This is a genomic window from Streptomyces endophytica (assembly GCF_026153355.1).
Lineage (GTDB): Bacteria > Actinomycetota > Actinomycetes > Streptomycetales > Streptomycetaceae > Streptomyces > Streptomyces endophytica.
Genome location: NZ_CP110636.1, coordinates 571,480 through 595,093, shown reverse-complemented (window position 1 = coordinate 595,093; position 23,614 = coordinate 571,480). Strand labels below are relative to the sequence as shown.

The window sequence follows — 23,614 nt, the reverse complement described above, 5'->3', positions numbered from 1 at the left end:
CCGGGTCCTGGGTTCGGTACGGGCCCGGGCGGCGGCCGGCGCGACCGCGGTGGTGGCGCTGGCGCTGATCGCGGCCGGTACGGCGGTGCTGCTGGTGCTGCGCGGCAATCTGCAGGACCAGGCCGGGCTGCAGGCGGAGGTCGCGGCGCGCGAGGTGGCCGCGCAGATCGCCACCGGTACGGCGTACCCGAAGCTCGATCTGCCGGACGGCGAGGACCATCCGGTGGTGGTCACCGACGACGACGGGCGGGTGCTGGCGGCGGGCGAGGACGTCCGGGCCGTCGACGGCAGGCCGGTCAAGGGCGGGCCGGCAGCGGGCGACGCGGGTGCCGCCGGGACCGGCCGGTCGGGTGACGGTGACGACGATGACGGGGACGACGACCGGGGCGGGCCGCGGCCCGGTGAGGTCGACGACGACGTGCGGTACCGGGACGGGACCGCCGACGTCGACGGCACGGTGGCGGCCTACCGGTTCGCGGCGGTCGAGGCCGAGGACGGCCGGGGCGAGAAGGCCGTGGTGCGGGCGGGGTCGGCGCTGGCGCCGGAGCGTGCCGCGGTCGGCTCGGTACGGACCGCCATGCTGATCGGGCTGCCGCTGCTGCTCGTGGTGGTGGCGGGGGTGACCTGGCTGGTCACCCGGCGGGCGCTGCGGCCGGTGGAGGGCATCCGGTCGGAGATGGCGGCGATCACGGCCAGTACGGACCTGAGCCGGCGGGTGCCGGTGCCGTCGTCCCGGGACGAGATCGGCCGGCTGGCGCGCACCACCAACGAGACGCTGGCCGCGCTGGAGACGAGCGTCGAGCGGCAGCGGCGGTTCGTCGCGGACGCCTCGCACGAGCTGCGCAGTCCGATCGCCAGCCTGCGCACCCAGCTGGAAGTGGGGGTGGCGCACCCCGAGTTGCTGGACGTCCCGGGCGCGGTGGCGGACACCGTGCGGCTGCAGCGGCTGGCGGCGGACCTGCTGCTGCTGGCGCGGCTGGACGCGGGGGAGCGGCCGGCCGCGGCCCGGGTGGACCTCGCGGCGCTGGTGCGGGAGGAGCTCTCGCAGCGGGCCGGGGACCGGATTCCGGCCACCGCCGGTGAGCTCGCGGGCGTCGAAGTGGCCGGGTCGCGCGGTCAGTTGGGGCGGGTGCTGGGGAATCTGCTGGACAACGCGCAGCGGCATGCGGCGGGGGAGGTGCGGGTCGCGGTGGTGCGCGAGGGGGAGTGGGCCGTGCTGCGGGTCGAGGACGACGGGTCCGGGGTGCCGGAGGCGGACCGGGAGCGGATCTTCGAGCGGTTCGTCCGGCTCGACGACGCGCGGGCACGGGACGACGGCGGGGCCGGGCTGGGACTGGCCATCGCCCGGGACGTGGCGGTCCGGCACGGTGGCACGCTGGCCGTACGGGACCGGGCGGTCTTCGAGCTGCGGCTGCCGGCGGCCGGCTGAGCCGGTGCGGCCGCGGCCCCGGCGGGGCCGCGGCCGGGCGGTCAGATCGTGCCGCGCTGGACGCGGAGGTGTTCGGCCACCGGGGTGAGGGAGGCCCGCAGCGCCTGCAGGTCATCGGGGGAGAACAGGTCGATGAAGTGCTTGCGGACCGAGGCGACGTGGTGCGGGGCGACCCGGCGCATGGTGTCCCAGCCCTCCTCCGTCAGCACCGCGTAGAGGCCACGGCGGTCCGATTCGCAACTCTCGCGGCGTACCAGGCCGGCGTTCTCCATCCGGGTGATCTGGTGGGAGAGACGGCTCTTGGACTGCAGGGTGCTGGCGGCCAGGTCGCTCATCCGGAGCCGGTGGTCCTCGGCCTCGGAGAGGTTGACGAGGATCTCGTAATCGTTGTTCGTCAGGCCGAACGGTTGCAGATCGCGCTCCAGTTGGTGCATCAGCAGTCTGCTGACGTCCAGATGAGTGCGCCAAGCACGCTGCTCCTGGTCGGTCAGCCAGGGAGTGTCGCTGTCGGTCGTCATGGATGAATTCTACCTGTTAAAAGTTGAATAGTGAATTAATCCCCGTTGGGGTGACGACGACCGGCCGGGGCCGGGTGTGGGTCAGACGTTCGAGGTCACCGTCCGCAGACTACCGCTCACAGCCCGAAGCGGCGCTGGAGGCTCCCGAGGTTGCCGGGCAGCTGGGGCAGTTGTGAGCCACTTTGCGGAACGTGTCCGCCACCGCCCGGAACGCCCTCTTCCACCGGGACCGCGCCGGTCGCCACCTCCGGCATCAGCTGCTCCGTCGACTGCAGCAGGACCGTGCCGGCCCCCACGAACTCGAACTGGTGCTCCTCGCCCGAGGCCCCTCCGATACCGGTGTGCGCGCGCAGCCCGCCGAGGAATCCCCGCAGGTACTGGTGGTCGTAGTGGTGGCACGGCGAGGGGCAGTCGGCCCAGCCGACGAGCGCCTGCGGGTCCACCCGGATCGGCGGCTCCATGAACACCACCGGCCCGTTGGACGCCGCCACGAACTTGCCCGTCCCGATCAGCGTGAGGAAGCCCGGAATGATCGACTGCTTCAGCGACAGAGATGGCTGAAACGCGAGCAGATTGCCGGAGCGAATAGTGAGGTTGCCCTCATCGAGATCGTAGGAATTCACGTCGAAGGCACGGTCCGCGAGCAGCATCTTTCCCCGGCCCTCGGCGACGACCCAGTCCGCGGCGTGCAGTGGCGAATGGAAACTTCCGGCGATCAGCCGGTCCAGCCGGCCGTGCCCGATGCCCTGGAAGTCGATCTGCCCGTAGTAGGCGATCATCTTCCCCTTCTGCAGGAACCACTGGCCGTTCAGATCGACGCTGAAGGCGTACGGATTGACGTTGTCATCGGCGGGGAGCGAGGCGACGTCGTGGACAACGGGACCGGTCACAGCTTCTCCTCCGACGCCTGGACGTAGACGGTGCCCTGGCCCGACAGCTCCAGCTGGAAGGCCTCGCCCGAACCGCGGCCGACCATGTCGCGCCAGCCGAGCGCGGTGGACAGTTTGTTGCGGACCTCGCCGCGGTGCGCGACGTACGCCTGGGGGTCGACGTGGACCGGGCGCTGCGGGGTGATCGGCAGCTCCAGCACGCCGCCGTGGGCCATCACCGCGGCCGAGCCGACCCCTGCGAGCGTCGTCGTGAACAGGCCCTGGCCGGTGACCTGACCGCGGACCATGCCCATCACACCGCCCTGCGCGCCCATGAACATCGTGCCCTGCTGGAGCGAGCCGTCGAAGGCCAGCAGCCGGTCGGCCTCGACGTAGAGCGTCTCGCCGGTCAGGTCCACGACGTGGACGTGATGACCGCCGTGCCCGAACATGACCGTGCCACTGCCTTCCACGGTCATCAGCGGGGTCGCCTCACCGGCGATCCGGCGGCCGATCATCGAGCCGATCCCGCCCTGGCCGCCCTGGATGTTGGGCGTGAACGAGACCTCCCCGCGGTACGCGAGCATCGCCCCGCGCTGGCTGAACATCCGCTGGCCGGGCGTGATCGTGGCCTGCACCATGCGGGAGTTGAGCGCCGTGAACGGCATCAGACCTCACCGCCCACGGTGTTGCGCTCGCTGGGCTGGACGTAGACCAGGCCCTCGCCCTCGAAGCGGATCTGGAACGCCTCGCCCGAGCCCTCTCCCATGAACGTGCGGAAATTCACGCCCGACTGGAAATGCTGCTTCAGATCGCCGGTGTGCGCCACATAGGCGCCCGGGTCGACCTGGAGCGGGTACTGCTTGGTGACCCGCAGCACCACCGCGGGGCCGTCCGAGGTGATCGCCGCCTGGCCGCTGCCCTCGACGGTGGTGGTGAACAGGCCGTTGCCCTGGGAGGCGCCGCGCAGGCCGGTGAACGTCGTGCCCGTGCGCAGCGCCGCGTCCGTGCAGAGCAGGTTGCTGGCCTCCACGTACAGCTTCTCGCCGTGCAGCCGCACCAGATTGATCTCGCTGGCGCGATCGGCGAAATAGCAGGTGCCGTGGCCCTTCACCTCCATCACGGCCATCTGCTCACCCGTGAGCCGCCGGGTGACCATGCCGCGCAGACCCTCGCCGCCGCCGGTCATCTTCTTGAAGGACATCTGGCCGTCGTACGCGACCATCGCCCCGTTTTTCGCCTTGACGGCATCGCCCGTCATGTCGACGGCGAGCACCTTGCTCCCCTGGAGCCGAAACTGAGCCACGCGTCAGACGGTAATGGTCACCGGCCGCGCGGGGCAGGTCCTTTGCCCCTGACATCGCCCGGAGATCTCCCTGACGCCGGACCGGGGCCCGCTCGCCGGCCCCCTGCCGGCCGGCCCGGCGTGGTCCGGCTCACGTCCCCCGGCGCGGTGATCGCGGGCGCGGCTGTAACAATGGGGCGACGCTTGTGAACCCTTGCACAAGCCCGCCCGTCGCCCGACCTCCACCCCCAGAAGACGGCGCTGCGCGCCGACCGCCCATCTGCCACCCGAACGAGGTTCCCGTGGACATCAAGACCGCCGCCGCCCTGCACCGCCTGCGCCTGGCCTCCGTTCCGGAGGCCATCTCCTTCCCCGCGCTGCTGATCTTCGGTACCGGTTTCCGGCTCGCCTTCGACTACGACGCCCTGGTGATGCCGCTCGGCCTGATCCACGGCCTGCTGTTCATCACCTACGTGGTGCTGCTGCTGGACGTGTGGAACCGCACCAAGTGGCCCTTCAAGCGCGTCGCGTTCTTCTTCCTGCTGGCGATCCTCCCGTTCGGCGGCCTCTACGGCGACCGGGTGCTCAAGCGCGAGGAGGAGGCCGGCGTGATCGCCGCCCGGGCCCGCAAGGAAGGGGTCGTCAACGCATGATCGTCGCCTTCTCCGTGAGCCCGCTGGGCGTCGGCGAGGACGTCGGCGAGTACGTCGCCGACGCGGTCCGGGTCGTTCGCGAGTCCGGCCTGCCGAACCGCACGGACGCGATGTTCACGTCCATCGAGGGCGAGTGGGACGAGGTCATGGCCGTCGTCAAACGAGCCGTCGCGGCCGTCGAGGCCCGCGCCGGACGGGTCTCGCTGGTCCTCAAGGCGGACATCCGCCCGGGGGTCACGGACGGCCTGACGTCGAAGGTCGAAACGGTCGAGCGGTTCCTCTCCGAGGGCTGATTCCCACGTACCTGTCTGTTCCGCCGCGGGTCGCTGCGCTTTGCGGCGCCGCCCACGTACCTCGCTGTCCCGCCGCGGTTGTTGTTCGCCGTTGCGCCTGCGGCGGGCTGGGTGGTTGTTGGGTGCGGTGACGGGCCTGCGGGGCCGGTTGTGTGGACTGCTGACGCTTTACGTCCACACAACCGGCCCCTCCGGCCCGTCCCCTCCCGTGAGGGGAAAGTGAAGGACGGTGGGGGTGCACGTAATGCCCACCCGCGCGCAGGCAACGGACGACGCCCGCCCCCAACCAGCTGAGAAACTCCCCACTCACGGGAGGGGCTGGACCGGAGGACGAAGTCTGGAGGGCCGGCACCGCACCCGAAACACCACGCCCGCCGCCAGGCGCAACGGCGAGCAAGACCCGCGGCGGGAGAGACGGGTACGTGCGGGGCGCCGCAAAGCGCAACGGCGAGCAACAACCGCGGCGGGACAGACGGGTACGTGGGCGTCAACCAAGCAACGCCAGGCCCAGTGCCGTCTGCTCGTAGAGCACTTCGTGGCCGTGGCGGTGGGAGGTCAGGAGGCCCGCGGCGCGGAGGACGGAGAGGTGGGCCGAGACGGAGGACGGGGCGAGGCCGAGGCGGTGGGACAGTGCAGTCGTGGTGGACGGCGCGTCGAGCGCGGCCAGGACGGCCGCCCGCTTCGGCCCCAGCAGCCGGGCCAGTGCGGGCCCGGCGTCCGGCTCGGACCACAGGCCGCCGATCCCGCGGGCCGGGTAGATGACGGTCGGCTGCCACGGCGGATCGAAGCCGCTCACCACGTCCGGCCAGGCGAAGACGCTGGGCAGCAGCAGCACCCCGCGGCCGTCCAGGTCCTGGGTCTGCAGGAAGTCGGTGCGGGTCCGGACCGTGAGGGTGTCGCCCGACCACGTCAGCCGGGGATGCAGATCGGCGAACAGCCGCCGCAGTCCGCCGTCCGCCAACTGGCGTGAGCGGTAGGCGATCTCGGCCTCCAGCAGGGCCCGCAGCCGGGCCAGTCCGGGGCGAGCAGCGCGTGCCAGGCCCGTTCGGTGACGTCGGCCAGCTCCTGCACGGCGCGGGCCGGATCCGCCAGTGCCGCCCGGCCGCGCGGGGACTCGGCCCCGCCGGGCGTGCAGGCCAGCGACTTGGCCATCTCGGCCCGTGCCAGCTCCGGGTCGGTGGCCCGCAGCCGCGCCAGTTCCTCGGCGAACCCGGTCGTCGGGGTGTCCGGGGGCCGTCCCAGGAAGTCCGGGGTGTAGCCCGGTGGCGAGGCCGGCATGAACAGCCACAGCGGTGTCAGGTCCAGCCCGGCCAGCGCCGTGCGCATCCGCCGTAACCACGGCGCGTGGTAGCCGTGCCGGTCGGTGCGGCGCAGGGTCCGTACCGCCTCGTGCGTCTCGCACAGCGGCGAGATGGCGAACCGGATGCGCAGCAGGTCGTCGGCGCCGAAGTGCAGATGCAGCGGCATGACCGCGGTACCCCCCGGGGATTCGGCTGGGGCCGAAAGATTACGGGACGGGGGCGGCGCGCGGCAGTCTGCCGCCATGTCCGCGACCACCGGGCCCGTTCCGCCGGGCCGTACTCCCGCACGCCCCGAGGAGGGGCCCGAGGACGGTGGCGGCCCTGCCGCTGCCGGCCGCCCGGCCCGTTACCGTGCCGTCTTCGCCGTCCCGGAATTCCGTGCGGTCTTCGCCGCGCACCTGCTGTCCTCCCTCGGCGTGGTCGTCTGCGAGATCGCGCTGTCCGTGCTGGTCTTCCGGCGCACCGACTCCCCGCTGCTGAGCGCCCTGACCTTCGCGCTCGGGCTGCTGCCGTACGTCCTCGGCGGGACGCTGCTGTCCGCCGTCGCCGACCGGTACCCGGCCCGCCGGGTGCTGGTGGTCTGCGATCTGCTGTGCGCGCTGGCGGCGGCCGGGATGGTCCTGCCCGGCACGCCGGTCGCCGTGCTGCTCGTCCTGCGCTGCCTGATCGCCGCCGTCGCGCCGGTCTTCGCCGGCACGCGTGCCGCCACGCTCGGCGACATCCTCGGCGAGGGCGATCTGTTCGTCCTGGGCCGGTCGGTGATCCGCATCGTGAACCAGAGCGCCCAACTGGTGGGCTTCGGTGTCGGAGGGCTGCTGGTGGCCGTGGTGACGCCCGGGGCGGTGCTCGCCCTCACGGCCGTCACCTTCCTCGGGTCGGCGCTGCTGCTGCGCCTCGGCACCCGGGCCCGCCCGGCCCGGGACGGCGGCGGCGCGGCGGCCGGGCGCGGAGCCCTGCTGGGCGCGTCGCTGGGCGGCGTACGGCGGCTGCTGGCGAACCGCAGGGTGCGCGCGCTGCTGCTCCTGACCTGGCTGCCGCCGGCCTTCGTGGTCGTCCCCGAGGCGCTGCTCGTCCCCTACGCCGACCTGCTCGGCGCCGGGCCGGGCGGTGCGGGGCTGCTGATGTGCAGCATGCCGATCGGCGCCGTGGTGGCGGAGAGCCTGGTCGGCTCGCTCCTGGGGCCGCGGGCCCGGTCCCGGCTCACCTTTCCCATGGGTGTCTTCGCCGTCCTGCCGTCCCTCGGTTTCGCCGCGCAGCCCTCGCTGGGCTGGGCGGTGCTGCTCCTCGTCCTGACGGGTACCGGCATCTCGTACAACTTCGGGGTGGACCGGTGGTTCGTCGCCGCGGTCCCCGAGGAGTTGCTGGGGCAGGGGATGACGGTGGTGCAGGCGGGGCGGATGACGGCGATGGGCCTGGCGATGGGTGCGGCCGGTCTCGCGGCGGAGTACGCGCCACTGCGGGCGGTGATGCCGGCGGCGGGGGCCCTCGGCGTGCTCTGCGTCCTCGCCGTGATCCGCGAGGTACGGCGGACCGCCGGGCGGGACCGCCGGCCCGGACCGCTGCATGAGACCGAAAACTGAGACAAGGCTGACCACAATATGACCGCCGGGTAGGGTCGGAGACGTGCCGAAGCCGCTCAGCCTTGCTTTCGACCCCATCGCGCGCGCCGACGAACTGTGGCGCCAGAGGTGGGGAGCCGTGCCGTCGATGGGCGCGATCACGTCGATCATGCGCGCCCATCAGATCCTGCTGTCCGAGGTGGACGCGGTGGTCAAGCCGTACGGACTGACCTTCGCCCGCTACGAGGCGCTGGTGCTGCTGACCTTCTCCAAGGCCGGTGAACTGCCGATGTCCAAGATCGGCGAGCGGCTCATGGTGCATCCGACCTCGGTGACGAACACCGTCGACCGGCTGGTGAAGTCCGGCCTGGTCGCCAAGCGGCCCAACCCGAACGACGGGCGGGGCACCCTCGCCTCCATCACGGACAAGGGCCGCGAGGTCTGCGACGCCGCGACCCGGGACCTGATGGCCATGGATTTCGGACTCGGCGCGTACGACGACGAGGAGTGCGCGGAGATCTTCGCGATGCTGCGGCCGCTGCGGGTGACGGCGGGGGATTTCAAGGACGCGGACTGAGGCCGGGGAGTACGGTCGCTGCGGGTCAGCGCGCTTGTGCCCCGCGTCCGCGGGGGTGGTCCGCGAAGGGTCCTCACCTGGTAACGGGCGGTTGCGTGCTCCCCGCGTCCGCGGGGATTTTCTGGGCGGTTACGCTCGTATCCATGAAATCCAGCGTGCTGACCCGCTATCGGGTGATGGCCTACGTCACCGCCGTGATGTTGCTGGCGCTCTGCGCCTGCATGATCGCCAAGTACGGCTTCGGGATGGGCAAGGACCTCACCCTGGTCGTCTCCCAGGTCCACGGCGTGCTCTACATCATCTACCTGATCTTCGCCTTCGACCTGGGCTCCAAGGCCAAGTGGCCGTTCGGCAAGCTGCTGTGGGTGCTGGTCGCCGGCACGATCCCGACCGCGGCGTTCTTCGTCGAGCGCCAGGTGGTGCGCGAGGTCGAGCCGCTGCTCGCCGAGAGCGCCCCGGAGCCGGTCAAGGTCTGACCCCGCTCCGTCACGCGCCCGTCCCGCACCGGTACGGGCGCGTTTTCGCGTTCCCGCCTCTTCCCCGGCCCGCTACGGGGTGTGACAACCGCGACCCACGGGGCGCTCCCGTCGACAATTACTAGGACGTCCTAGTAAATTCGATCGTATGGACGCTGACGCGATCGAGGAAGGCCGCCGTCGCTGGCAGGCCCGGTATGACGCTGCCCGCAAGCGGGACGCGGACTTCACCACGCTCTCGGGCGATCCGTCGAGCCGGTGTACGGGCCCCGGCCCGGGGACTCCGTCGAGGGCTTCGAGCGGATCGGATGGCCGGGCGAGTACCCCTTCACCCGGGGTCTGTACCCGACCGGCTACCGCGGCCGCACCTGGACCATCCGCCAGTTCGCGGGCTTCGGCAACGCCGAGCAGACGAACGAGCGCTACAAGATGATCCTGGGCAACGGCGGGGGCGGGCTCTCGGTCGCCTTCGACATGCCGACGCTCATGGGCCGGGACTCCGACGATCCGCGCTCGCTGGGCGAGGTCGGCCACTGCGGCGTGGCCATCGACTCCGCCGCCGACATGGAGGTCCTCTTCAAGGACATCCCGCTCGGCGACGTCACGACGTCGATGACGATCAGCGGCCCGGCCGTGCCGGTCTTCTGCATGTACCTCGTCGCCGCCGAGCGGCAGGGGGTGGATCCGGGGGTGCTCAACGGGACCCTCCAGACCGACATCTTCAAGGAGTACATCGCCCAGAAGGAGTGGCTCTTCCAGCCGGAGCCGCATCTGCGCCTCATCGGCGACCTGATGGAGCACTGCGCGCACGGCATTCCCGCGTACAAGCCGCTCTCGGTGTCCGGCTACCACATCCGTGAGGCCGGGGCGACGGCCGCGCAGGAGCTGGCGTACACCCTCGCGGACGGCTTCGGGTACGTCGAACTGGGGCTCAGCCGCGGCCTGGACGTCAACACCTTCGCGCCGGGGCTTTCGTTCTTCTTCGACGCCCATGTCGATTTCTTCGAGGAAATCGCCAAATTCCGCGCGGCACGCCGGATCTGGGCCCGCTGGATGCGCGAGGTGTACGGCGCGACGAGCGAAAAGGCGCAGTGGCTCCGCTTCCACACCCAGACGGCCGGTGTTTCGCTGACCGCTCAGCAGCCGTACAACAACGTCGTACGGACCGCGGTCGAGGCCCTGGCGGCGGTGCTGGGCGGCACCAACTCCCTCCACACCAACGCCCTGGACGAAACCCTCGCGCTGCCGAGTGAGCAGGCCGCGGAGATCGCGCTGCGGACGCAGCAGGTGCTGATGGAGGAGACCGGGGTCGCCAATGTGGCGGATCCGCTGGGCGGTTCGTGGTTCATCGAGCAGCTGACGGACCGCATCGAGGCGGACGCGGAGAAGATCTTCGACCAGATCAAGGAACGGGGCCGGCGGGCGCATCCCGACGGGCAGCACCCCATCGGCCCGATGACCTCCGGAATTCTGCGCGGTATCGAGGACGGCTGGTTCACCGGCGAAATCGCCGAATCCGCGTTCCGTTACCAGCAGGCGCTGGAAAAGGGCGACAAGAGGGTCGTGGGCGTCAATTGCCACGAGGGTTCGGTCACCGGTGACCTGGAGATCCTCCGGGTCAGCCACGAGGTCGAACGCGAACAGGTCCGCGTCCTCGCCGCCCGCAAGGCCGCCCGCGACGACGCCCGGGTGTCCGCCTCGCTCAAGGCGCTGCTGGCCGCCGCGCGGGACGGCAGCAACATGATCGAGCCGATGCTCGACGCGGTACGCGCCGAGGCCACCCTGGGCGAGATCTGTGGCGCCCTGCGCGACGAGTGGGGCATCTACACGGAGCCGGCGGGCTTCTGAGCGGGTCTCCCCGCCGCCAGGCGGTTTTCCCGTCCCGTTGAGCCGGCCGACGCCACCGTCGGCCGGCTCAACGCGTCAGTACGAGCCCGAGCACCGGACCGACGGAGGGCGGGCGCGGGCGGGGGAGTGGTTCAGCGCGGAAGCAGGAAGGCGAGGAGCGGGCTGACGACGAGCATGCCGACGGCGGACAGCGCCACGACGCCGAGCGTGATCGCACGGGTTGCGGTGCCCTTGGTCTCGCGCCAGGTCTCCCTCAGGCCGCGCCCGCTCCGGCCGAGGTCGGTGAGCAGCCAGAACAGGGCGAAGGCCGCGGGGAGAAGGCAGGCGAACGCTCCCACGAAACTTTGCAGGGCCTGAGTCGTGTTGACCAGCTCGGTGTCGTGGTCACCGATGCCGCTGGCCGGGAGTTCCACGCCCGCCGGCAGGGATTTCCCCAGGCCGCTCATTTCGGCTCGGGGGTCATTCGCTTTTCCGGTGTCCGCACGGAAGGTTCCGGTGCAGGTGTAATCGGTGTAGGAATGGCCTTTGCGGGAGTGGTGGTAAACGGAAGTGCAGTGCGCGACGGTCAAATGTCCGGGCGTGCCCCTGACGCCCGCAGAAGCCAATCCCGACCAGGCGGTCCAGGCGCCGAAAAGCAATGCTCCGATCATCACGAGCACGGTCGCGCATCGGCCCAGAAAGCGTTTTACGGGGGTGGCACCTGAAATTGGGGCATAGTGGATATTTCCTTTCGTGCTCGCCGACGCGGTCGAGCCAGTTGCGGTAACTCTCCGGTGAGGGGCGGAAGTTACACCGAACGTAAAAAAGATCTTCACCTTTCCCCCACTTAAGCTGGCCGTGGGCCTCGGCTACCGTACGTTACGGTTGACGTCTTCTTTACGCTCTCAAGTCAATGCCATTTCGAGGGGGAGTCGTGGCGGGTGCCGGTTATGACGTCGATCCGGGAGTTCTGAAGACGCAGGGTGGCGTCTTCCGGGAAATTGGCTCCGGATTCGGTGAGGCCGCCAAGAAGCTGAAAGCCGCGTGCGGGGGCGATCCCGCGGAGGCGTGGGGGAAGGACGACTTCCTCGACATGTTCAACAATTTCTACGCGCCGGTGGCCGAGGGGCTCTGCGACTCCATGCCGCACCTCGGTGAGGAGATCACCAAGATCGGCGAAAAGCTGGAAGCGATGGGCGCGCACTACGACTCCACCGAGCAGGACCAGCACGACCACATGGCCGCATACGCGGCCCAGCGACCGCACTTCGCCGGCTGACGCCCTTTCGGTTACGCCTCTTTCCCGCTCGTCCGCATCAACAAGACCGTTTTCCGGGGGACACCTCACGTGGCCGTTACGCTGCCTACCGAACTCGACTGGATCCTCGATCTGCTGGGCTTCCAATGGCCCAATGTCGACGAGGACAAGATGCGGGACGCCGCGGAGGGCTGGAGCAACTTCGCCGCCGCCGCCCGCCAGTACCAGTCGCAGGGTGTCACCGCCTCCAACGCCGTGCACGGCGCCAACTCCGGTGAGGCGGTCGAGGCGTTCGACAAGACCTGGAAGAAGTACGGCGGTGACGGCGGCTTCCTGGAAGAGGCCGCCGACGCGGCGGACGCCCTCGCCATCGTGTTGCAGGTGGTCGCCACGATCGTCCTGGTGATGAAAATCGCGGTGATCGTCCAACTCATCGCGCTGGCGGTCGAGTTCGTCGCCGCACAGGCGGCGGCTCCGGTCACCCTGGGGGCTTCCGAGGCCGGGGCGGCCGCGGCCACGGTGACGACCCGGGTCCTCGTCCGCCGGATCATCACCGAGGCGAAGCAGAAGATCGTCCAGGCCGTGAAGGACGCCCTCGCCCAGAAGGTGGAGAAGAAGGTCGGCGAGATGCTCAAGGAGCTCGCCATGGACTTCGCCAAGGACGCGGCCAAGGGCCTCGGCGGGAACATCGCGACCCAGGGCATCAAGGCGCACTTCGGGGCGCAGGACGGGTTCGACTGGGCGGAGGCCGGTAAGGCGGGGCTGAAGCCGCTGGTGAACCTCGACGGCAAGGGGCTGGGTCTCGCCGGCGACAAGGTCAAGGACCTCAGCCAGGCCGGTACCGGCCTGTACCACATGGGGCAGGGCGTCGGGAAAGTCGCGCAGGGCGACTTCGCCGAGGGCGGCAAGCAGATCTGGGACGGACGCGAGGAGACGGCCAAGGGCGTCCGGGAACTCCACGGCGTCCGCTACAAGGACAAGGAGCCGGCGGCCGAGGGGAAACCTCTTCCGAGGGTGGGGCGTCCGAGGGCGGTTCCGGCTCCTCGTCCGGCGAGGGGTCCGGGTCGTCCGGGTCCGGCAGCTCGACCGCCTCCTCCGGAGAAGGGGGCTCCAGCACCGCCTCCGCGGGAACCGGTGAGTCCACCGCCTCCTCCGACGGTGCCGCCGCCGCGTCGGCCCGTACCGCGGCTCCCACTCCTCCCCCCGCCCCCACCACCGAGAGCGGCCGCGCCGAGGCCGCGCAGGCGCGTAACGCCTTCGGGTGAAAGGAACCACCACCATGAGCAGCGGAAACGGATTCGCCCACCCCGGTGAGCGGGAGTACCCCGTGGAGGACCGGGACCTCGCGGAGGAGCAGAACGAGCACCTCACCAGGTCCTTGCGGGCGGTGCGGGACAACGCGGCCGCTCCGGCCGAGGCCCAGGACCTCGCGCGCAAGGTGCTCGGTGGCCGGCTGGAGCTCAAGGACGTACTGGACGACCCGTCCGGGTACCGGGCGCTGACCGACGGGCTCGCCGGGATGCGGGAGAGCTGGCGGTCGATGTCGCCGGAGGACCGGCAGGCGGTGCGGGCGCGGATCGAGGACAAGGCCGAGGAGGCGGAGGCCGACGGGGTCGGCGCCACGTACCGGCCTCGGTGACCCTCCTCAGAGCGGTGGCACCGGCATCCGCAGCCGGAACAGTGCGCCGCCGCCCGGTGCCCGTTCCGCCGTGAGGTCGGCCGCGTGGGCGTGGGCGATCTGGCGGGCCATGGCGAGGCCCAGGCCCGAGCCGGGGAGGGCGCGGGCGGCGTGGGCGCGGTAGAAGCGGTCGAAGACGTGCGGGAGGTCCTCGGGGCGATGCCCGGACCGTGGTCGCGGACCGTCAGGTTCAACTCACCATCGGCGTAGTCGAGTTCGGCCTCCACCGGTCCGCCCGGCGGGGAGAACTTGGCGGCGTTGTCGAGGAGGTTGGAGAGCAGCCGGGTCAGGCGGGAGGGGACGCCGGGGACGGTGACCGGGGCCGCCTCGGGGGCGAGGCGGAGGGTGAAGGTGGTCTCCGGCCAGTGTTCGCGGGCGGTGGCCACCGCGTGTTCCAGGAGGGCGGCCGGGCGGACCCGTTCGACCAGGGGCTGGGGCTCCTCGTCCCGGGCGAGTTCGATCAGGTCGTTGACGAGGGTGGTGACCTCGCGCAGCTGCCGGCCCAGGGCCGCCGAGGCGCGGTCGCGCTGGGCGTCGGTCAGGCGGTCGGCGCGGGCGAGCAGTTCGGCGTTGGTACGGAGCGCGGTCAGCGGCGTCCGTAGTTCGTGGGAGGCGTCGGCGACCAGGCGGCGCTGTGCGGTGACGGACTGCTCCAGGGCGGCGAGCATGGTGTTGAAGGTGGCGGCGAGGCGGGTGAGTTCGTCCTCGCGGTCGGTCGGGCCGGCCGGCAGCGCGATGCGGTGGCGGGGGTCGCGGGTGGCGGCGATGCGTTCCGCGGTGGCGGTGAGGCGGGCGACCGGCGCCAGGCCGGCCCGGGAGACCGCGTAGCCGAGCGCGGCGGCGAGCAGGATGCCGGCGCCGCCGACCGCGGACAGCGCCCAGGCGGCGTGCTGTACCCCGCGTTGGACGGTGTCCGAGCGGAGCGCCACCTGGAGCGCCTCGTGCCGGCCGTGCGGCACGGTGTACATCCGGACGGGCTGTCCGTCGACCGTGAGGTCGCGGTAGTACGGCGCCTGCCGGCCGGTGGCGACCTTGCGGGTGGCGTCGGAGACCGGCAGGACGGGGTAGCCGCCGCGCGGGTCCTTCGCCGGGTCGGCGGGGACGATCTGGAAGCAGGGCACGGCCTGGTAGCGGCAGGAGGCGTCGCTCACGGTCGGGCCCCAGTCGCGGGTCTCGTGGATCTTCTGGGTGGCCGTCTGGGCGAGGCCGAGGTCAAGCTGGCGGGTCATCTGGTAGTGGATGATCAGGAAGGCGGCGGCGCAGACACCGACCGCCACCAGAGCGACCGCGGCGGACGCGGCCAGGGCCAGGCGGGTGCGGAGGGGGTGGTGGTGGCGTCGCCATGGGGCCGCGTCCGGAGTGCCCGCCCCCTGGCCGCCGCCCGCATCCCCCGGCCCGTTCGTCCCCGGCCCGTGCGTCCCTGTCCGGTCCACCCCTGTCCCGTGCGTCCCCGCGCCGTTCGCCCGCGCGCCCTGCTCCCCGCTCATCGGCTCTCCGGAGGCCCAGGCGGTAGCCGATGCCGTGCACGGTGTGGACCAGGCGGGGCTCGCCGCCGGCCTCCAGTTTGCGGCGGAGGTAACCGACGTACACCGCGAGGGAGTTGGAGTCCGGGCCGAAGTCGCGGCCCCAGACGCGCTCCAGGATCATCTCGCGGGGCAGCACCTGGCCCGGGTGCAGCAGGAGCAGCTCCAGCAGCGCCCATTCGGTACGGCTGAACTCCAGCGGGCGGCCGGCGCGGTGGCCGGTGCGGGTCACCGGGTCGACGACCAGGTCCTCGAAGGAGAGCCGGGTGTCCTCGACGGCGGGCGCGGCGGCCCGGCGGAGCAGGGCCCGTAGCCGGGCCAGCAGTTCGTCCAGGGCGAAGGGCTTGACCAGGTAGTCGTCGGCGCCGGCGTCCAGTCCGTCGACCCGTTCGCTGACCGAGTCCAGCGCGGTCAGCACGAGGATGGGCGTGCGGTCGTCCAGCGCGCGCAGCCGGCGGCAGACCGCGAGCCCGTCCAGCACCGGCATCATCACGTCCAGGACGATGGCGTCCGGCTGCCAGGCGGCGACCTCCGAGAGCGCGGCCAGCCCGTCGGCGGCACCGCGGACCGCGTAGCCCTCCACGGACAGGCCGTCCTCCACGGCGGCACGCACCTCCGGTTCGTCGTCGACGACGAGGATCTTGGGGGCCGGGGCGGGCCCGGGTGGGGACGACGGCATGGACATAGGCTGCCAAACACCTCTCTTAGAAGCTTCTTAGGGCACATGGCGAGCGTGGCGGCCATGCGCACACCACTCTCTGTCGTGATCGGTGCGGGTGGCACCGGCGGTCACATCTACCCCGGCCTCGCCCTCGCCGACGCGCTCCGCAGGGCCGTGCCCGATGCCGTGATCTCGTTCGTCGGGACCGAACGCGGCCTGGAGACACGGCTGATACCGCAGGCCGGGTACCGGCTGCACACCGTCGACATGATCCCCTTCGACCGCTCGCTCGGCGCCCGACGCTATCTGCTGCCGGCCGCGCTCCTGAAGTCGGGCGCCCAGTGCCGGGCGATCCTCAAAGAGCAGAAAGCCCAGGTCGCGGTCGGTATGGGCGGCTATCCGAGCGCACCTGTGATCGTCGGGGCGCGGCTGGCGGGGCTGCCCAGCCTGGTCCACGAATCCAACGCGGTGCCCGGCCGGGCGAACCGGTTCGCGGCCCGCCTGACCCCGCACCTCGCCCTCGCCTTCGACCGCAGCCGGCCGCATCTGGCGGGCGGGGAGCGGGCCGAGACGGTCGGGATGCCGCTGGTGGGCCCGCTGGCCGGGCTGGACCGTACGGGGCTGCGGCCGGCCGCCCGGCGGGCGCTGGGCGTCCCGGACGGGGCCCGTCTGCTGCTGGTCAACGGCGGCAGCCTGGGCGCGGCCCGGCTGACCGAGGCGGCGGTGGGACTCGCCGCCCGGTACCGGACGCGTACCGATCTGCGGCTGCTGATCAAGACCGGCCCCGCCGCCCTGGAGGAGACCCGGGCCCTGCTGGCGGCGAACGGCGGGGCGGCGGTCGCCGAGGCCGTGCCCTATCTGGACCGGATGGACCTGGCGTACGCCGCGGCGGACCTCGTGGTGTGCCGGGCCGGTTCGGCGACCGTCGCCGAGCTGGCCACGATCGGGATGCCGGCGGTGCTGGTGCCGTATCCGCACGCGCCCGGCGACCACCAGACGCACAACGCGCGGGTGCTCTCCGACGCCGGGGCCGCGGTGCTGCTGTCCGACGGGGAGACCACGGCGGAGCGGCTGGACGCGCTGGTCACCCCGCTGCTCACGGACCCCGACCGGCTGGCCGCGATGGGCGCGGCCGCCGACCCCGGCACCCATGCGTACGCCGCGGACCTGCTGGCCGCCAAGACCCTGGCGCTGGCCGCCCGCCACCACCTGACCACGCCCCCGGACGTCAACCCCTCCCTGAAGGAGTCAGCATGAGCAGCAACAACAGCAGCAGCAACAGCAACAGCAGCAGTACTGGACGGCAGTGGGCCGGGCGGCGGGTCCTGGTCACCGGGGCCGAGGGCTTCATCGGTTCTGCCCTCGTCGACCTGCTCGTCGAGGCCGGCGCCGAGGTACGCGCCCTGGTCCACTACAAGCCGTACGCGGAAAAGGGCAATCTGGCGCGCTATCTGACGCCGGGCGGGCCGGTGGAGATGGTCGCGGGCGACGTGCGGGACGCGGGCCGGGTGGCGGACGCGGTCGCCGGCTGCGACACGGTCTTCCATCTGGCCGCGCTGATCGGGATCCCGTACAGCTACGACTCGCCGGGCGCGTACGTGCAGACCAATGTGGTGGGCACGGAGAACGTGGCGGAGGCCTGCCAGCGGCACGCGGTGCGACGGCTGGTGCACACCTCCACCAGTGAGGTCTACGGGACCGCACGGACCGCGCCGATCGCCGAGGACCACCCGCTGCAGCCGCAGTCGCCGTACTCCGCCTCGAAGATCGGCGCGGACATGATGGCGCTGTCGCACTGGCACGCCTTCGAGCTGCCGGTGACGGTGGTCCGGCCGTTCAACACCTACGGGCCCCGGCAGTCCGCGCGGGCCGTGATCCCCACGATCCTGGCCCAACTGCACGCGGGCGCCCGGCAGATCAGGCTCGGCTCGCTCACCCCGACCCGGGACTTCACCTACGTCACGGACACCGCGGCCGGGTTCCTGGCACTGGCCGACTGCGACCGGGCGCTGGGGCAGGTGGTCAACCTCGGCACCGGGCGGGAGATCGCGATCGGCGCGCTCGCCGAGGCGCTGATCGCGGCCTCGGGGCGGGACGCGGAGGTGGTGGTCGATCCGGCGCGGCTGCGGCCCTCCGGCAGCGAGGTGGAGCGGCTGCTTTCGGACAACTCCCGGGCGCGGGAATGGGCGGGTTGGCAGCCGGAGGTCTCCCTGGAGGAGGGGCTGAAGCGGACCTCGGAATGGGTCGCCGAGCATCTGCACCTCTTCGCGGCCGACCGTTACCAGGTCTGATCCGCGTCCCGCTGCCGGCCGGCGTTCCTCTGCTACCGGGGCCTGCCCTAGGAGTCGCCGTGTTCCCCGGCCCCGGCGGGCCGGCCGGTCCGCCCGTCCGGGTCGGTCCGCCCGTCCGGCCCGGTCTGCCCGTCCAGGCCGGCCAGCCCGCCGAGGAAGAGGGCGGTGAAGTCCCGGCCCCAGTCGGCGTCCACGGGTTCGCCGCTGACCAGGGTGCGGTGCACGATCGCGCCGGCGATCACGTCGAAGATCAGGTCCATGGTGCGGGCGGCGGTCCGCGCGCCGTCCTCGCCGGGGGCGTCGGCCGGCAGTTCGCCGCGTTCCTGGGCGCGCGCCCGGCCCAGCAGGACCAGGCGCTTCTGGCGCTCGACGATGGCCGAGCGGATCCGTTCGTGCAGCGCCTCGTCGGTGGTGGACTCGGCGACCACAGCCATCAGGGCCGTCTTGGTCTCCGGCCGGGCGAGCAGCGCGCCGAACTGCAGCACCACGCCCTCGATGTCGGCCCGCAGGCAGCCCCGGTCGGGGAGTTCGAGCTCGTCGAAGAGGACCGCCACGGCGTCCACGACGAGCTCGTTCTTGTTCGCCCAGCGGCGGTAGAGCGTCGTCTTGGCGACTCCGGCGCGGGTCGCCACCGCGCTCATGGTCAGCCCTCCCCAGCCGAGGTCGACGAGTGCGGCACGGGTGGCGCCGAGGATCGCGTGGTCGGTCTCGGCGCTGCGCGGGCGGCCCGTGCGGCCCTTCCTCGGACTGGGGGAGTGGTGCATGCGGGCGACCATACCGGCCAGTACGGGGCGGGGCGGGGCGCCTCGTGAGGGAGATCACGGAGCGCGGGGCCGGAACCGGTTGTTGCGCAGGGGCGACGGCGAGTTACGCTACGACCCGTAGCGTAAGACTGGCATCCCTCCTCCGGATGAGAAGCCGTCTTGAGCGACAACCACCGGCCTGGGTGGGGACCCGAGGCCGCACGTACGGCCGTTGAGGCCGATCGCAGTACCGCGCACCACCCCGGCTGTCCGGCAGCCGGAAACGCTGACCACGTCGACCGACCGCACCGCTTTCCGGATCGCTTTCCGGAACGGGCCGCCCAGGGGGGAGGATGGACCCATGCAGCCACGCAATATGTCCATGAGCGGAGTCGTCGACCTCGCAGCGGTGAAGGCGGCCGGGGAAGCGAAGCAGAAGGCCGAACAGGCGCGCGCCGAGGCCGCCCGTACGGGCCGGGCGCCGGCCGGCGGGGCCCGCCTGGTGTACGACGTCGACGAGGCCGGGTTCCAGCAGGACGTCCTGCAGCGCTCCACCGAGGTCCCGGTGGTCATCGACTTCTGGGCCGAGTGGTGCGAGCCGTGCAAGCAGCTGGGTCCGCTGCTGGAGCGCCTCGCGAACGAGTACGCCGGCGCCTTCGTCCTGGCGAAGATCGACGTCGACGCCAACCAGATGCTGTTCCAGCAGTTCGGGGTGCAGGGCATCCCGGCGGTCTTCGCGGTGGTCGCCGGACAGCCGATCCCGCTGTTCCAGGGCGCGGCCCCGGAGGCGCAGATCCGGCAGGTGCTGGACCAGCTGGTGCAGGCCGCCGAGCAGCAGTTCGGCATCGTCGGCGCCCAGGTCGACCCGCAGGCCGCGGCCGAGGAGACGGCCCCCGCCGCGCCCGCGCCGGGTCCGTACGACGCGGTGCTGGAGGCCGCCAGTCAGGCGCTGGACGCCGGTGATCTGGGCGGCGCCATCCAGGCGTACAAGAACGTCCTCTCCGACGACCCGGCCAACCCGGAGGCCAAGCTCGGTCTCGCGCAGGCCGAACTCCTGCACCGGGTGCAGGACCTGGATCCGCAGGCGGTGCGCAAGGAGGCCGCGGACAACCCGGCCGACGTGCCGGCGCAGATCCGCGCTGCGGACCTGGACCTGGTCGGCGGGCACGTCGAGGACGCCTTCGGCCGGCTGGTCGAGACGGTGCGGCGGACCGCCGGGGACGACCGGGAGGCCGCGCGGCTCCGGCTGTTGGAGCTGTTCGAGGTCATCGGTGCGGAGGATCCGCGGGTGACGGCGGCGCGTACCGCGCTCGCCCGGGTGCTGTTCTGACCCGCTGTCCTACGAGGCGTCCGGTTCTGACCAGGCGTCCGCTTCTGACCTGTACGCCCTTCGCACGTTGACCAAACAAACGAAGCAGCGGCCACGTTTTACCTAAACTTGGTAAACGTGGCCGCTGTTACTTGGAGTAAGTCGAAGCGACCCCCTTGCGGCACTGTGTCCGCAATTGCGCGATGTCTCTTCGCGGTGAGTGGCGACCGTGTGTGTCGGGGTGATGTCGGTCGGTCGTCGCGTGGTTATCAGCCCGTTACCCGCAAGTAACGAGCCCCTTGTGCACGGGCCGTGAATGGACCACGATCGGCCACGCTCGGTCCATTCCCGCAGCCCGGCATCCGGTCGGCGCGACGGGGCACTTGGGTCCCCACCGAGTGGTCGGCGGCAGTGGCGCCGGCCGTGGACAGGGGGTCTCTGCCCCTTCGGCAGAGCCTGTCCAGGAGGTTGCGCGAGAGCGTGGCCAGTGGTTGTCGCTCGGGGGTGATCGCCGGTATTCGGAAACACGATGTGCCTCCGAGGACAGGCGCTCTCCTTCCCGAGGACGTAGCACTTCTCCCATCCCAGGTACCGCCGCCCCAACTCGGGCGGCAGATACCGGAGATGTACGTCCGAGAAGGAGGAAAGTCATGGAGTCCCTGGCTCGTGGCGGGACCAGATGGAAGCGGTTCGCCGTCGTCATGGTGCCGAGCGTGGCGGCGACCGCCGCGATCGGTGTCGCCCTGTCGCAGGGTGCCCTTGCGGCGTCGTTCAGCGTGTCCGGCCAGCAGTTCAAGGTCACGACGGACCGTCTGGACGGCACCGGCTTCGTCCAGTACGGAGCCATTGACGCCCAGAAGGGCGGCAAGGCTGTCCCGGTGGCGGTCTCGGCGTTCTCCAACGCCAAGATCAAGAACCTGTGCCAGTCGGTGGTCGTTCCGGTCCCGGTCTTCGGCGATGTGTCGCTGAAGCTGTCGGCCGGTGGTGGCAGCACGCCGGTGGAGGCGAAGAACCTCTACATCGACCTGGACCAGCTGGACGCGGACGCGACCTTCAACAACATCAACATTGGTGTTGCTGCGGGATCGACGTCCAAGGGCCCCGGCATTCAGAAGGGTGACAAGACCGACCCGGGCTCGTTCGCCCAGGAGGCCGACTCGGCCGTGCTCACCCACGTCAAGCAGACGGCGTGGGCCACGACGGCCGGCACCTTCAAGCTCAGCGGCCTGAAGATGAGCGTCGCCAAGGGCAAGAACGAGTGCTACTGACGCACTGAGCGTACGGGCGCGGGGCCTTGAGCCAGTGCGGCGGCCCACGCCGTTCCCCGTGCCCGTACGCCGGGTAGCGCTTGGTAGACAACTCAGCTCAGAACCACCGATTTGCCAGTCCCGAGGAGCTGTACGACATGAGCGCCGAAACGCGACCACGGCTGATCGAGTCCGTCGGCCGGAAGCGGATTTCGTTCCGGGAATGGCGCGGACACCGCCCGTTCTGGGGCGGCATGCTGACTCTGCTGGCCGGCCTCCCGATCATGTACATCCCTTACGCGAATCTCACGATCGGGTCCCTGACCGTCCGCATGGCCACCACCGCCGGCGCCGGCTCGCTGATCATCGGCGTACTGCTGGTCGTGCTCGGTCTGACCATGTGGTTCCAGCCGGCCTCGCGGGTCTTCGCCGGTGTGGCGGCGATCCTGCTGGCCCTGGTCTCGCTGGTCGTCTCGAACTTCGGTGCCTTCCTGATCGGCTTCCTGCTGGGGCTGATCGGCGGTGCTCTGGGAGTCGCCTGGGCGCCGGGCGGGCCGGAGAAGAGCGGGGACGACGCGGAGGAACCGGTCCGCAACGTCGCCGGGCCGGTGGTCGCGACGGACCCCGCCCGTGGGTCGGGCAACGGACTGGACGACCTGTCAGGAACGAGCCCGATCAATGGAACGAACGGGAGGCACCGTGCCGGGTGACGAGCTGCATGAGGAGAACGCAGCCGCCGGGGCGAGAACCGGGCCGAGGCACGCGGCACCGAAAAAGCCGCTGCTGACTCGGCTCCACGTGCCCGCGGGCAAGGCGATCGCGATCGCCGCCATGCCGTCCGCCGTCCTCATGGGCATGGGGCTGACGCCCCAGATGGCGATCGCCAAGCCGGCGCCGCCCAAGAGCCCCTTCAAGGACGGGCCGTGCGTCACTGCTCCGGACAAGGTGGACGGACAGGACGGCAAGAAGGCCAAGGACGGCGCGAAGGACCAGAAGGACGGCGGACAGGCGAAGGACGACAGCACGTCGTCCGCCAAGCCCTCCGCGGATCCCTCTGCCTCGCCGTCGCCCTCGGCCGGCAAGCAAGCGGACCAGACACCCGAGGCCACGCCGTCCGGCTCCGCCTCGAAGACCGACGAGCCCTCGGGCTCCGCGACCCCGTCGCCGTCGGCCTCCGAGGAGAAGAAGGACGACGGGGGGCTGCTGGGCGGGATCGGCGATGCGCTCGGCGGTCTCCTCGGCGGCGGCTCGTCGGACGACGACAAGGCGTCCGCCTCGCCGAGCCCCACGCCGTCGGCCTCGGCGTCGCAGGAGTCCACGTCCGGCGATGCGGCCAAGGACACCGCGTCCGCCACGGACAAGGCCACCAACCCGGTCAAGGACACCGTCGACGGCCTCACGGGCGGCGCCAAGAAGGCCGGTGACGCCCTCCAGAACGGGTCGAAGACGGTCAACGACACCGTGCACGGCGCGGTGGGCACGGCCGACAACGCCCTGCCCGGCGGCGGTCTGGACGGCAAGGACGCGGACGGCAAGAAGTCGTACCCCTGTGTCGTCGAGAACAAGCAGAAGGGCAAGGACGAGCAGACGCCCGTCACGCTGCCCGACGACCCCTGGCACCTGGAGTCCAGCGGTCTGACCCTGCGCGGTCTCGACTACGAGGGCGTCGTCAACGTCACCACGCAGAACGGCCACACCAAGCAGGCCCTGAAGTTCACCGCGGACAGCGTGGACATCGGCGACCTGCACCAGATCGTGGACGACAAGGCGTCCGGCAAGCACTACCACGTCCGGTCGACCCCGCACTCCAAGTCCACGATCCGCGGCGGCAAGGTGACCATGTACACCGAGCGGCTGCAGGCCAACCTCTTCGGGCTGATCCCGATCGTCTTCGATCCGGAGCACCCGCCGCCGCTCAACATCCCGTACGCGTACTTCACCAAGGTGAAGCTCGACCAGGCGGGCCAGTTCGGCGGCAACCTCACCGTCCCGGGCATGAACGTGTCCATCGAGGACTGACCGGGCACACCACCCGGCCGGAGCTTTCCGGGAGCCGCGGAAACGGCGGTGGGCCGCCCCCCTAGGGGGCGGCCCACCGCCGTTTCGTCGTACGGGGC

21 protein-coding genes and 4 pseudogenes are annotated in these 23,614 nt (G+C 71.3%); 16 read left to right on the top strand and 9 right to left on the bottom strand.

Annotated features, from left to right (window positions below):
- Positions 1 to 7: 7 nt before the first annotated feature.
- The gene (locus tag OJ254_RS02630; protein WP_265365019.1) at positions 8 to 1,429 is read left to right on the top strand and encodes a sensor histidine kinase; all 1,422 of its coding nucleotides are present in this window, start codon (positions 8 to 10) and stop codon (positions 1,427 to 1,429) included.
- A 41-nt stretch (positions 1,430 to 1,470) separates the two neighbouring features.
- Here the strand turns inward: OJ254_RS02630 and OJ254_RS02625 are convergent, their stop codons facing one another.
- The 4 genes from OJ254_RS02625 to OJ254_RS02610 all read right to left on the bottom strand — a co-directional run bounded on the left by OJ254_RS02625 (position 1,471) and on the right by OJ254_RS02610 (position 4,122).
- A complete protein-coding gene (locus tag OJ254_RS02625; RefSeq protein WP_261955660.1) occupies positions 1,471 to 1,947 on the bottom strand; it encodes a MarR family winged helix-turn-helix transcriptional regulator in 477 nt (158 codons plus the stop codon).
- A gap of 116 nt (positions 1,948 to 2,063) precedes the next feature.
- Entirely contained in the window at positions 2,064 to 2,837 is a 774-nt protein-coding gene (locus tag OJ254_RS02620) for an AIM24 family protein (protein ID WP_265361074.1), read from the bottom strand.
- Positions 2,834 to 3,484 (bottom strand): AIM24 family protein, encoded by a 651-nt coding sequence (locus tag OJ254_RS02615; protein WP_265361073.1) that lies wholly within the window; start codon positions 3,482 to 3,484, stop codon positions 2,834 to 2,836. The genes OJ254_RS02620 and OJ254_RS02615 overlap by 4 nt, the downstream gene beginning before the upstream one ends.
- Positions 3,484 to 4,122: an AIM24 family protein gene (locus tag OJ254_RS02610; RefSeq protein ID WP_261955657.1), complete on the bottom strand. Its 639-nt coding sequence runs from the start codon at positions 4,120 to 4,122 to the stop codon at positions 3,484 to 3,486. The genes OJ254_RS02615 and OJ254_RS02610 overlap by 1 nt, the downstream gene beginning before the upstream one ends.
- A 281-nt stretch (positions 4,123 to 4,403) precedes the next feature.
- On the opposite strand from OJ254_RS02610, the gene OJ254_RS02605 reads away from it, so the two are divergent.
- Positions 4,404 to 4,754: a DUF3817 domain-containing protein gene (locus OJ254_RS02605; protein ID WP_265361072.1), complete on the top strand. Its 351-nt coding sequence runs from the start codon at positions 4,404 to 4,406 to the stop codon at positions 4,752 to 4,754.
- The gene (locus OJ254_RS02600; RefSeq protein ID WP_265361071.1) at positions 4,751 to 5,047 is read left to right on the top strand and encodes an MTH1187 family thiamine-binding protein; all 297 of its coding nucleotides are present in this window, start codon (positions 4,751 to 4,753) and stop codon (positions 5,045 to 5,047) included. The genes OJ254_RS02605 and OJ254_RS02600 overlap by 4 nt, the downstream gene beginning before the upstream one ends.
- A gap of 487 nt (positions 5,048 to 5,534) precedes the next feature.
- Here the strand turns inward: OJ254_RS02600 and OJ254_RS02595 are convergent.
- A pseudogene (locus tag OJ254_RS02595) lies at positions 5,535 to 6,514 on the bottom strand (ArsR/SmtB family transcription factor).
- A 76-nt stretch (positions 6,515 to 6,590) separates the two neighbouring features.
- Between OJ254_RS02595 and OJ254_RS02590 the strand changes: the two are divergent.
- The 4 genes and pseudogenes from OJ254_RS02590 (at position 6,591) to icmA (ending at position 10,808) form a co-directional block, all read left to right on the top strand.
- Entirely contained in the window at positions 6,591 to 7,928 is a 1,338-nt protein-coding gene (locus OJ254_RS02590) for an MFS transporter (RefSeq protein WP_265361070.1), read from the top strand.
- A gap of 43 nt (positions 7,929 to 7,971) precedes the next feature.
- Positions 7,972 to 8,484, top strand: a complete 513-nt coding sequence (locus OJ254_RS02585; RefSeq protein WP_261955652.1) for a MarR family winged helix-turn-helix transcriptional regulator — start codon at positions 7,972 to 7,974, stop codon at positions 8,482 to 8,484.
- A gap of 143 nt (positions 8,485 to 8,627) precedes the next feature.
- The gene (locus OJ254_RS02580; RefSeq protein WP_261955651.1) at positions 8,628 to 8,960 is read left to right on the top strand and encodes a DUF3817 domain-containing protein; all 333 of its coding nucleotides are present in this window, start codon (positions 8,628 to 8,630) and stop codon (positions 8,958 to 8,960) included.
- Positions 8,961 to 9,108: 148 nt separating this feature from the next.
- Positions 9,109 to 10,808: pseudogene (icmA, locus tag OJ254_RS02575) on the top strand (coenzyme B12-dependent isobutyryl-CoA mutase large subunit).
- 131 nt (positions 10,809 to 10,939) lie between these two features.
- On the opposite strand, the gene OJ254_RS02570 reads toward icmA, so the two are convergent.
- Positions 10,940 to 11,467: a hypothetical protein gene (locus tag OJ254_RS02570; protein ID WP_265361069.1), complete on the bottom strand. Its 528-nt coding sequence runs from the start codon at positions 11,465 to 11,467 to the stop codon at positions 10,940 to 10,942.
- Between the two features lie 254 nt (positions 11,468 to 11,721).
- Between OJ254_RS02570 and OJ254_RS02565 the strand changes: the two genes are divergently transcribed.
- The 3 genes from OJ254_RS02565 (at position 11,722) to OJ254_RS02555 (ending at position 13,684) form a co-directional block, all read left to right on the top strand.
- On the top strand, positions 11,722 to 12,066 hold the full coding sequence (locus tag OJ254_RS02565; RefSeq protein WP_265361068.1) for a hypothetical protein: 345 nt from the start codon (positions 11,722 to 11,724) through the stop codon (positions 12,064 to 12,066).
- A 69-nt stretch (positions 12,067 to 12,135) separates the two neighbouring features.
- A complete protein-coding gene (locus OJ254_RS02560) occupies positions 12,136 to 13,359 on the top strand; it encodes a WXG100-like domain-containing protein (RefSeq protein WP_265361067.1) in 1,224 nt (407 codons plus the stop codon).
- Positions 13,325 to 13,684, top strand: a complete 360-nt coding sequence (locus OJ254_RS02555) for a hypothetical protein (protein ID WP_265361066.1) — start codon at positions 13,325 to 13,327, stop codon at positions 13,682 to 13,684. Before OJ254_RS02560 ends, OJ254_RS02555 begins: the two co-directional genes overlap by 35 nt.
- A gap of 6 nt (positions 13,685 to 13,690) precedes the next feature.
- On the opposite strand, the pseudogene OJ254_RS02550 reads toward OJ254_RS02555, so the two are convergent.
- Both OJ254_RS02550 and OJ254_RS02545 read right to left on the bottom strand, forming a co-directional pair.
- Positions 13,691 to 15,027: pseudogene (locus OJ254_RS02550) on the bottom strand (sensor histidine kinase).
- 199 nt (positions 15,028 to 15,226) lie between these two features.
- Positions 15,227 to 15,931 (bottom strand): annotated as a pseudogene (locus OJ254_RS02545) (response regulator transcription factor); the annotation flags it as partial.
- Positions 15,932 to 15,988: 57 nt separating this feature from the next.
- Here OJ254_RS02545 and OJ254_RS02540 point away from each other — a divergent pair.
- Both OJ254_RS02540 and OJ254_RS02535 read left to right on the top strand, forming a co-directional pair.
- Positions 15,989 to 17,164: a UDP-N-acetylglucosamine--N-acetylmuramyl-(pentapeptide) pyrophosphoryl-undecaprenol N-acetylglucosamine transferase gene (locus OJ254_RS02540; protein WP_265361065.1), complete on the top strand. Its 1,176-nt coding sequence runs from the start codon at positions 15,989 to 15,991 to the stop codon at positions 17,162 to 17,164.
- The gene (locus tag OJ254_RS02535) at positions 17,161 to 18,198 is read left to right on the top strand and encodes an SDR family NAD(P)-dependent oxidoreductase (protein WP_265361064.1); all 1,038 of its coding nucleotides are present in this window, start codon (positions 17,161 to 17,163) and stop codon (positions 18,196 to 18,198) included. The genes OJ254_RS02540 and OJ254_RS02535 overlap by 4 nt, the downstream gene beginning before the upstream one ends.
- 47 nt (positions 18,199 to 18,245) lie before the next feature.
- On the opposite strand, the gene OJ254_RS02530 is transcribed toward OJ254_RS02535, so the two are convergent.
- Entirely contained in the window at positions 18,246 to 18,962 is a 717-nt protein-coding gene (locus OJ254_RS02530) for a TetR/AcrR family transcriptional regulator (RefSeq protein WP_265361063.1), read from the bottom strand.
- Positions 18,963 to 19,302: 340 nt separating this feature from the next.
- On the opposite strand from OJ254_RS02530, the gene OJ254_RS02525 reads away from it, so the two are divergent.
- The 4 genes from OJ254_RS02525 (at position 19,303) to OJ254_RS02510 (ending at position 23,516) form a co-directional block, all read left to right on the top strand.
- Positions 19,303 to 20,271 carry a tetratricopeptide repeat protein gene (locus tag OJ254_RS02525; protein WP_261955640.1) on the top strand — a complete coding sequence of 323 codons (969 nt, stop codon included), beginning with the start codon at positions 19,303 to 19,305 and terminating at the stop codon, positions 20,269 to 20,271.
- 629 nt (positions 20,272 to 20,900) lie between these two features.
- Positions 20,901 to 21,518 carry a DUF6230 family protein gene (locus OJ254_RS02520; protein ID WP_030415642.1) on the top strand — a complete coding sequence of 206 codons (618 nt, stop codon included), beginning with the start codon at positions 20,901 to 20,903 and terminating at the stop codon, positions 21,516 to 21,518.
- A gap of 137 nt (positions 21,519 to 21,655) precedes the next feature.
- The gene (locus tag OJ254_RS02515) at positions 21,656 to 22,207 is read left to right on the top strand and encodes a DUF6114 domain-containing protein (RefSeq protein ID WP_261955639.1); all 552 of its coding nucleotides are present in this window, start codon (positions 21,656 to 21,658) and stop codon (positions 22,205 to 22,207) included.
- A gap of 88 nt (positions 22,208 to 22,295) precedes the next feature.
- Entirely contained in the window at positions 22,296 to 23,516 is a 1,221-nt protein-coding gene (locus OJ254_RS02510) for a hypothetical protein (RefSeq protein ID WP_265361062.1), read from the top strand.
- Positions 23,517 to 23,614 lie beyond the last annotated feature (98 nt).

Coding starts and splice junctions, on each gene's coding strand:
- OJ254_RS02580 (WP_261955651.1), top strand. CDS start 8,628: ATGAAATCCAGCGTGCTGACCCGCTATCGGGTGATGGCCTACGTCACC.
- OJ254_RS02535 (WP_265361064.1), top strand. CDS start 17,161: ATGAGCAGCAACAACAGCAGCAGCAACAGCAACAGCAGCAGTACTGGA.
- OJ254_RS02525 (WP_261955640.1), top strand. CDS start 19,303: ATGCAGCCACGCAATATGTCCATGAGCGGAGTCGTCGACCTCGCAGCG.
- OJ254_RS02515 (WP_261955639.1), top strand. CDS start 21,656: ATGAGCGCCGAAACGCGACCACGGCTGATCGAGTCCGTCGGCCGGAAG.
- OJ254_RS02540 (WP_265361065.1), top strand. CDS start 15,989: ATGCGCACACCACTCTCTGTCGTGATCGGTGCGGGTGGCACCGGCGGT.
- OJ254_RS02600 (WP_265361071.1), top strand. CDS start 4,751: ATGATCGTCGCCTTCTCCGTGAGCCCGCTGGGCGTCGGCGAGGACGTC.
- OJ254_RS02520 (WP_030415642.1), top strand. CDS start 20,901: ATGGAGTCCCTGGCTCGTGGCGGGACCAGATGGAAGCGGTTCGCCGTC.
- OJ254_RS02615 (WP_265361073.1), bottom strand. CDS start 3,484: ATGCCGTTCACGGCGCTCAACTCCCGCATGGTGCAGGCCACGATCACG.
- OJ254_RS02590 (WP_265361070.1), top strand. CDS start 6,591: ATGTCCGCGACCACCGGGCCCGTTCCGCCGGGCCGTACTCCCGCACGC.
- OJ254_RS02555 (WP_265361066.1), top strand. CDS start 13,325: ATGAGCAGCGGAAACGGATTCGCCCACCCCGGTGAGCGGGAGTACCCC.
- OJ254_RS02625 (WP_261955660.1), bottom strand. CDS start 1,947: ATGACGACCGACAGCGACACTCCCTGGCTGACCGACCAGGAGCAGCGT.
- OJ254_RS02530 (WP_265361063.1), bottom strand. CDS start 18,962: ATGCACCACTCCCCCAGTCCGAGGAAGGGCCGCACGGGCCGCCCGCGC.